This window comes from Bacteroides caecigallinarum (genome assembly GCF_016901995.1).
In the GTDB taxonomy this organism is placed as follows: Bacteria; Bacteroidota; Bacteroidia; order Bacteroidales; family Bacteroidaceae; genus Phocaeicola; species Phocaeicola cellulolyticus.
Window position 1 is genome coordinate 1 of sequence record NZ_JACJLE010000085.1, and the last position, 7,333, is coordinate 7,333.

A 7,333-nucleotide genomic window follows, 5' to 3' on the forward strand; every position below is an offset into this window, starting at 1 on the left:
GTTATGTAAGTATGTAATATTTTATATTAAATTATTATTCTATTTAATATTTAAGAACTACAACTTCATTTATGTTCATACAATAACCTTTCCTACACCTCCTATAAGATTTGTAAGTTTTTTCAAAAAGCTAAATTTAATATTCAATGTACATGGTGCGGATGTTCTTACAAAATCTCAATTGGCAAAGATTCTAAAAAACATGTCTCGTCCTTTACTTTCTAAAGCAAAATATATTGTTGTTCCTAGTAAATATTTTGAAGATGTTATTATGTTAGAATTTCCAGAGCTGGATAAAAATAAAATTGTTGTATCAGCATCCGGTGGAATTGAGAAAGCATTCTTCTCTGAGCGTAAAACGTATTCTCATAAAACTTTAAGGATAGGTTATGTGTCTCGATTGACAAAAGGGAAAGGATGGAGTATTTTGTTGGATGCATTGATGATTTTAAAAAAGAAAAATATTAATTTTAAGGCAACATTTGTAGGTTTCGGAGAAGATTGTAACAAATTGCTAAATATAATACATAGTAATATATATGATGGTAAAGTACAATATATAGGTCCTTTAGGACATGATAAGCTCCCAGATTTTTACAAGTCAATAGACCTTTTTATATTCCCAAGTAATTATAATGAAAGTTTAGGATTGGTTGGTTTGGAAGCAATGGCTGCCAGCATTCCTGTTATTGGATCCAATATAGGAGGTATCTCAACTTATGTTAGAGATGGAATTAATGGTTTTCTGTTCACTCCTGGTGATGCTGTTGGATTGGCAGACAATATAATTAAATTTATTAATATGAATGAGAGCCTACGTATAAAAATGATGCAATCTGCGTATGAAACAGCTACAGAGTATGAAACATCTGTTGTTCTTGAAAAATTGTTCAATGTAATATTTCCTATAAATGAATAAAGAAAAAAAAATTGTGTTCATTGCTAGTTCTGGCGGACATCTTACTCAGCTTTTACAATTAAAGCCTTTGTTTAAGGATTATGATTCCTATCTAATTACAGAAAAGGATATTTCTACTTCTGTTTTGACTATTGATGGTGCAAAAGTTTTGTATTTTACCCCTACACGTAAAAATAAATTAATAGAATATCTTTGGGGGAATTTTAAATCTCTATTATCAAGTATTAAATATTTTTTCATTATTAAACCAGATGTTGTAATTTCAACAGGTGCTGGAGTTTGTGTGTATTTTTGTTATTTAGCAAAATTATTTGGTAAGAAAATCATTTTTATTGAAACGTATGCCGCTATACAAGGAAAATCTGGTGCCGGAAAGTTAATTTATCCCATTGCTGACCGCTTTTATGTGCAATGGGAAAGTATGAAAAAATTTTATCCTAAATCTATTTATAAAGGTACTTTGTATTAATATGATTTTTGTTACAGTTGGTACACAACCTCAGCCATTTAAGAGGTTGTTTGAGAAACTTGAATCATTAGTTTCAAGTGGTATAATTAAAGAAAAGGTCATAGCGCAAGTTGGTACAAATGTAATACAGAATAGTAATATTCAGACATTTGACTATTTACCATTAAAAGAGATGTATAATTATATGAATTCAGCAGATTTAATAATTTCACATGGAGGAACTGGATCTATAATAACCGCTCTAAAAATGGGAAAAAAGGTTATAGGAATACCTAGACTATCTGAGTATGGGGAACATATTAATAACCATCAAGTAGATTTAATAACTATTTTATCTAGAGAAAAACATATAATACCACTATTCGATATTGATTTGATGGAAAATGCTATTGCTGAAAGTAAGAACTTTGTTCCAGTTCCATTTAAAAGTGGGCAAGATGAGTTAATCTCAGATATAAGACTCTTTATTAATGAATAATTATAAATAATAGTTGTTTTATTTTTAAGATGGCAACACACAAAAAGATTATCGCAGTAGCAGGAACAGGATATGTAGGCCTGTCGATAGCAACCTTGCTGGCACAGCACAACAAGGTGATGGCAGTGGATGTGATACCTGAAAAGGTAGAAAAGATAAACAACCGCACATCGCCCATCCAGGACGACTATATAGAGAAATATCTGGCAGAAAATGAATTGGATCTGACAGCTACACTGGATGGCGAGGCAGCTTACAGTGATGCGGATTTCGTAGTGATAGCAGCTCCTACCAACTATGACCCCGTAAAGAACTATTTCGACACGAGCCATGTAGAGGAAGTGATAGATCTGGTACTTAGTGTAAACCCGAATGCGGTGATGGTGATAAAGAGTACCATTCCAGTGGGCTATTGTGAGAGCTTGTACCGCAAATACGGCAAAGACCTGAAGCTTCTCTTCTCTCCGGAATTCCTTAGGGAAAGCAAGGCGCTGTACGACAACCTCTACCCTAGCCGTATCATCGTGGGATGTCCTAAAGAAACGGTGTGCAATCATGCCGACGAGCTGAAAGAAACAGCGAAGACATTTGCCGGTTTATTGCAGGAAGGCGCCATAAAGGAAAATATCGATACCCTGTTCATGGGGCTGACAGAGGCTGAAGCGGTAAAACTCTTTGCAAATACCTATCTTGCGCTTAGAGTGTCCTACTTCAACGAGCTTGACACATATGCCGAGATGAAAGGACTGAACACTGTGGATATAATAAACGGTATAAGCCTTGATCCGAGAATAGGCAACCACTATAACAACCCGTCATTCGGATACGGAGGCTACTGTCTGCCAAAAGATACGAAGCAGCTCCTTGCCAACTATGCCGATGTGCCGGAGAACCTTATCCATGCCATAGTGGAATCCAACCGTACCAGAAAGGACTTCATCGCCGACCAGGTGCTGAAGATGGCAGGATATTACGATTACTACAACCGTGGCGACTTCAATCCTGAGAATGAGAAAAAATGCGTGATAGGTGTCTATCGTCTGACAATGAAATCGAACAGCGACAACTTCCGTCAGAGCTCCATCCAGGGAGTAATGAAACGCATAAAGGCAAAAGGCGCGACAGTAATTATATACGAGCCAACTTTGGAAGAAGGAACGACATTCTTCGGATCGGAAGTTGTGAATAACCTTGACGATTTCAAAGAAAGAAGTAATGCTATCATAGCAAACAGGTATGATACTTGCTTAGATGATGTGATCTACAAGGTATATACTAGAGATATTTTTAGAAGGGATTGATTAATTAATTTATTTTATGAACTTTAACCGTAACATCCTTATAACCGGCGGTGCCGGTTTCATTGGCAGCCACGTAGTGCGCCTGTTCGTGAACAAATATCCTGAGTACAAAATCATCAACCTGGACAAGCTGACTTATGCCGGCAACCTGGCGAACCTGAAGGACATAGAGGACAAGCCTAACTATGTGTTCGTAAAGGCTGACATATGCGACTACGAACGTATGCAGGAGATTATGAAGGAATACCAGATAGACGGTATCATCCATCTTGCCGCAGAGAGCCATGTGGATCGCTCGATAAAGGATCCGTTCACTTTCGCACGTACTAACGTGATGGGTACGCTGAGCCTGCTTCAGGCTGCAAAACTGTACTGGGAGAGTCTGCCTGAGAAGTATGAGGGCAAGCGTTTCTATCATATCTCTACTGACGAGGTATATGGGGCTCTGGAAATGACTAATCCTGAGGGTATCAAGCCGCCGTTCACTACTACGGCTTCGTCATCGGAACATCATCTGGCGTACGGAAAGGATTTCTTCTACGAGGATACGAAATATAATCCGCACAGCCCGTACTCGGCTTCGAAAGCGAGCTCGGATCATTTTGTGCGTGCTTATCATGATACTTACGGGATGCCGACTATAGTGACTAACTGCTCGAACAACTACGGGCCGTATCAGTTCCCGGAGAAGCTGATTCCGCTGTTTATCAATAATATCCGTCACCGCAAGCCGCTGCCTGTGTATGGCAAGGGTGAGAATGTGCGCGACTGGTTGTATGTGGTGGATCATGCGCGTGCGATAGACGTGATTTTCCATAACGGTAAAATAGCTGATACATACAACATAGGCGGTTTCAACGAATGGAAGAACATCGACATCATAAAGGTGCTGATAAAGACCGTTGACAGACTGCTGGGTAACCCGGAAGGGTATTCTCTGGATCTGATTACTTACGTGACTGACCGTCTGGGACATGACATGCGTTACGCTATTGACTCTACGAAGCTGCAGCGTGAGCTGGGTTGGGAACCGAGCCTGCAGTTTGAAGAGGGTATAGAGAAGACCGTGAAATGGTATCTGGAGAACCAGGAGTGGATGGATAATGTGACGAGCGGGGATTATCAGAGGTATTATGAGGAAACTTATAATAATTAATAATTAAAAATTAATAATTAATAATTAAGAGCTGGCGGTCAACGAAGCTAATTAAAAATTAATAATTAAGAGCTGGCGGTCAACGAAGCTAATTAAAAATTAATAATTAAGAGCTGGCGGTCAACGAAGCTAATTAATAATTGGCAGACAGCGAAATTGATTAATAACTAGGGGATTCCTCCATGCGGCGGCGGGTAATGCCGGGCATGGGGGAATTTCGGTTTAATATAAGGAAGAAAAAGAATATTTTTATTTGATATATCGGAATTAAAAATTACTTTTGTGAATATTATGATATTCAGCCGACAAAAAGTATTTTATTTATGATAGATAAATATTTAGAGATTGAAACGAGAGGATTGGTGTTTTTAGGAGATTTCAATCCTTCTATATTTCACCCTTATTGGTTGGCATCAAAAGACCTTATACAGGAGGAAGAGGCCAAAAATGCGAAAATAGAGATAGTCATGAATGAACTTTCCAGATTCCAGTTGGGAGAATGGTTGAGTATTGAAGTCTCAAGAAATAGATGTGATTTCAAAACAATGAAAAAACCATATTTCTATCCTATGCGTGATTTAGCTATAAATATCTTCAAAATATTGAATGAGACTCCTATAAAAGCTGTAGGCATTAATAATGTATATGATTTATCATTAAAAAATGCCGACAACTATTATAACTTTGGAGACAGGCTGGCACCATTGAATAACTGGAATGATATTCTTACATCACCAAGATTGTTAAACATCGAAATAATAGAATCTACAGAATCAGGAAACACATCTTTCAGACGTGTGAGTATATCACCGTCTGAACCTGAACTGAAGGTGAATTTCGGCATAAATTTCAATATAAACAATCATTTTAATCTGGAGCCTAACAGTAACGGTTACAAGGCATCGCAACTCGTAGAGGATAAATTTGATTATTGTGCGGCAAACTCAAAAGAAATAGTTTCAAATATTCTTTCAAAAATTTTCGGATAATGGGAGATTCAACATTACAAATCAACAAATATTCTTTCTTTGACAACTATACAAACAATAGTTTGCCTACATTGTATGAAGATTTGGTTTTAGAAGAGATTCAACTGCCGATTAAGGAAAGAGTATCTTTACTATCAACATTTGAGACTAGAGACTGTGATAAATCTGAAAAGATAGAGTTACCGTTAATAAAAAGTTCCAAAAGCAATTTGAATTATATTTGTCATTCACTCAACTGGATAGGTAATGTCACCGAAATAAAAGATGAAACTTTTACAGCTGTATTAATAAATACAGATGAAAACACTACACACGAGATTGCTGAGTTTGAAAAAAAAGATATATCAAATTGTGATTTGCATTTACTGAATGTGGGAGCTGTTTTTTATTGGAGTATAGGATATGCCAACTACTATGGACAAATAATAAAACAATCTTTTATCCGTTTTAAAAGAAGTATAAACTTGAGCAATAATGAATTTGAGTCTATAATGAATGATGTTGATAAGTTGAAGGAGGGTATCATGTGGGAATGAATCTATTCAGAGTTTCTTTGATTGGAACAGGTGGAGGATATGGAGAATCTGTTGTGGTACAATTAGGTATGAATAATTGGATGGTGGTAGATTCGTGCATAGACCCTGTTACAAAAGAATCTTTGCCTCTTGAGTATTTGAAGTCACTTGGTGTTCACATTGAGACGGAAGTAAAATTAATAGTTTGTTCACATTGGCATAACGACCATATTCTTGGGATAGACAAGCTGCTTGAAGAATGTAAATCCGCAACATTAGCATTCGCTGTAACTTCGGACAAAGCCAAGTTTCTTGAGTTTATCGGACTTGACAGCAGGAATGATAAATTATTGTCTCATACTTCCTCAACGGATATCATGGCTAAATGTCTGAATATAGTTAATCAGAGAAAAATACCTGTGAAAACAATATTACAGGATCGTGTGTTGTATAGTAGAAATGATGAAAGAAATGACATAAAAGTGATAGCTCTTTCTCCTTCAGACGCAGTAATATCAGATTTTGGAACAGAAATCTCAGAATTAATGAGAAATTATGTCCCATGCTCCAACAGAAAAATTATAGTTCGCAGTCCGAATGAAAAGTGTGTTGTTCTGCAAGTAAGTGTTAACGGATATACAGCTATTTTAGGAGGTGATCTGGAAACATCAGAAGACAATAAACGTGGATGGCTATGTATTCTCGACAATTGTAGCTGTATCTCAAAAAACAGTGCATCACTTTATAAGATACCGCATCATGGTTCTGAAAATGCATACGAGAAGAGAGTATGGGATGAAATGTTTAATCATAATTTATTGGTAGGTCAATTATCTCCTTTCATTAATGGAAAAGTATGTCTGCCAACCAAAGATATGCTTAATATATTCATTAAGAATGTGACACACCTATATATAACTTCTTTTGACATACTGAATAAGCCCAAAAAAAGAGATAATTCTTTACAAAAAGCCATACGCACATTTAATCCAACATTAAAGGAAATTCCTTTCAGGAAAGGGATTATTGAAAATTATATAGACTTGGATGTTGAAAAATGTACATGGAAAACCAATTTGCATGGTAAGGCTTTTGAAATAGACAATGAATTTATCAGCAAAATATAGGATAAGCTTCCAAAAATGACCAGGAGTAGATGGATAATGTGACGAGCGGGGATGCGGTCAACGAAGTTAAGCCTCGTAACTTAACCTTTAATTTTTAATTCTTAATTGACTTACATGAAATACCCTATAGGAATACAGAATTTTGAAGAGATACGCGAAGGCGGTTATCTTTATATCGACAAGACGGACATGATGTTTGATCTGGTGGATAATGGTAAGTATTATTTCCTAAGCCGTCCGCGCAGGTTCGGAAAGAGTCTTCTTATCTCCACGCTGGAGACTTATTTCAGCGGAAAGAGGGAGATGTTCGAGGGGCTGAAGATTGCGGAACTGGAGAAGGAATGGACGGAATATCCTGTGCTGCATCTGGACCTGAATA

9 protein-coding genes are annotated in these 7,333 nt (G+C 36.8%); all 9 read left to right on the plus strand.

The features are described 5' to 3' along the window. Window positions 1-919: glycosyltransferase family 4 protein (locus H6A61_RS14650; protein ID WP_204394621.1), on the plus strand; the 919-nt coding region annotated here is incomplete at its 5' end. After that, window positions 912-1,388 carry a PssD/Cps14F family polysaccharide biosynthesis glycosyltransferase gene (pssD, locus tag H6A61_RS14655; protein WP_204394622.1) on the plus strand — a complete coding sequence of 159 codons (477 nt, stop codon included), beginning with the start codon at window positions 912-914 and terminating at the stop codon, window positions 1,386-1,388. The genes H6A61_RS14650 and pssD, both read left to right, overlap by 8 nt. Before the next feature lies 1 nt (window position 1,389). Next, window positions 1,390-1,866 (plus strand): PssE/Cps14G family polysaccharide biosynthesis glycosyltransferase, encoded by a 477-nt coding sequence (gene pssE / locus H6A61_RS14660; RefSeq protein ID WP_204394623.1) that lies wholly within the window; start codon window positions 1,390-1,392, stop codon window positions 1,864-1,866. Window positions 1,867-1,895: 29 nt separating this feature from the next. Continuing rightward, window positions 1,896-3,167, plus strand: coding sequence for a nucleotide sugar dehydrogenase (locus tag H6A61_RS14665; protein WP_204394624.1), 1,272 nt, complete (start codon window positions 1,896-1,898; stop codon window positions 3,165-3,167). A 16-nt stretch (window positions 3,168-3,183) separates the two neighbouring features. After that, complete coding sequence (locus tag H6A61_RS14670; protein WP_204394626.1) at window positions 3,184-4,323, plus strand: dTDP-glucose 4,6-dehydratase; 1,140 nt, start codon at window positions 3,184-3,186, stop codon at window positions 4,321-4,323. A gap of 323 nt (window positions 4,324-4,646) precedes the next feature. After that, complete coding sequence (locus H6A61_RS14675; RefSeq protein WP_154042714.1) at window positions 4,647-5,312, plus strand: hypothetical protein; 666 nt, start codon at window positions 4,647-4,649, stop codon at window positions 5,310-5,312. Beyond that, entirely contained in the window at window positions 5,312-5,848 is a 537-nt protein-coding gene (locus H6A61_RS14680) for a hypothetical protein (protein ID WP_154042715.1), read from the plus strand. The genes H6A61_RS14675 and H6A61_RS14680 overlap by 1 nt, the downstream gene beginning before the upstream one ends. After that, window positions 5,845-6,954, plus strand: a complete 1,110-nt coding sequence (locus H6A61_RS14685) for an MBL fold metallo-hydrolase (protein WP_239469249.1) — start codon at window positions 5,845-5,847, stop codon at window positions 6,952-6,954. The genes H6A61_RS14680 and H6A61_RS14685 overlap by 4 nt, the downstream gene beginning before the upstream one ends. A 114-nt stretch (window positions 6,955-7,068) precedes the next feature. Continuing rightward, on the plus strand, window positions 7,069-7,333 hold a 265-nt coding region (locus tag H6A61_RS14690), incomplete at its 3' end, for an AAA family ATPase (RefSeq protein WP_204394628.1).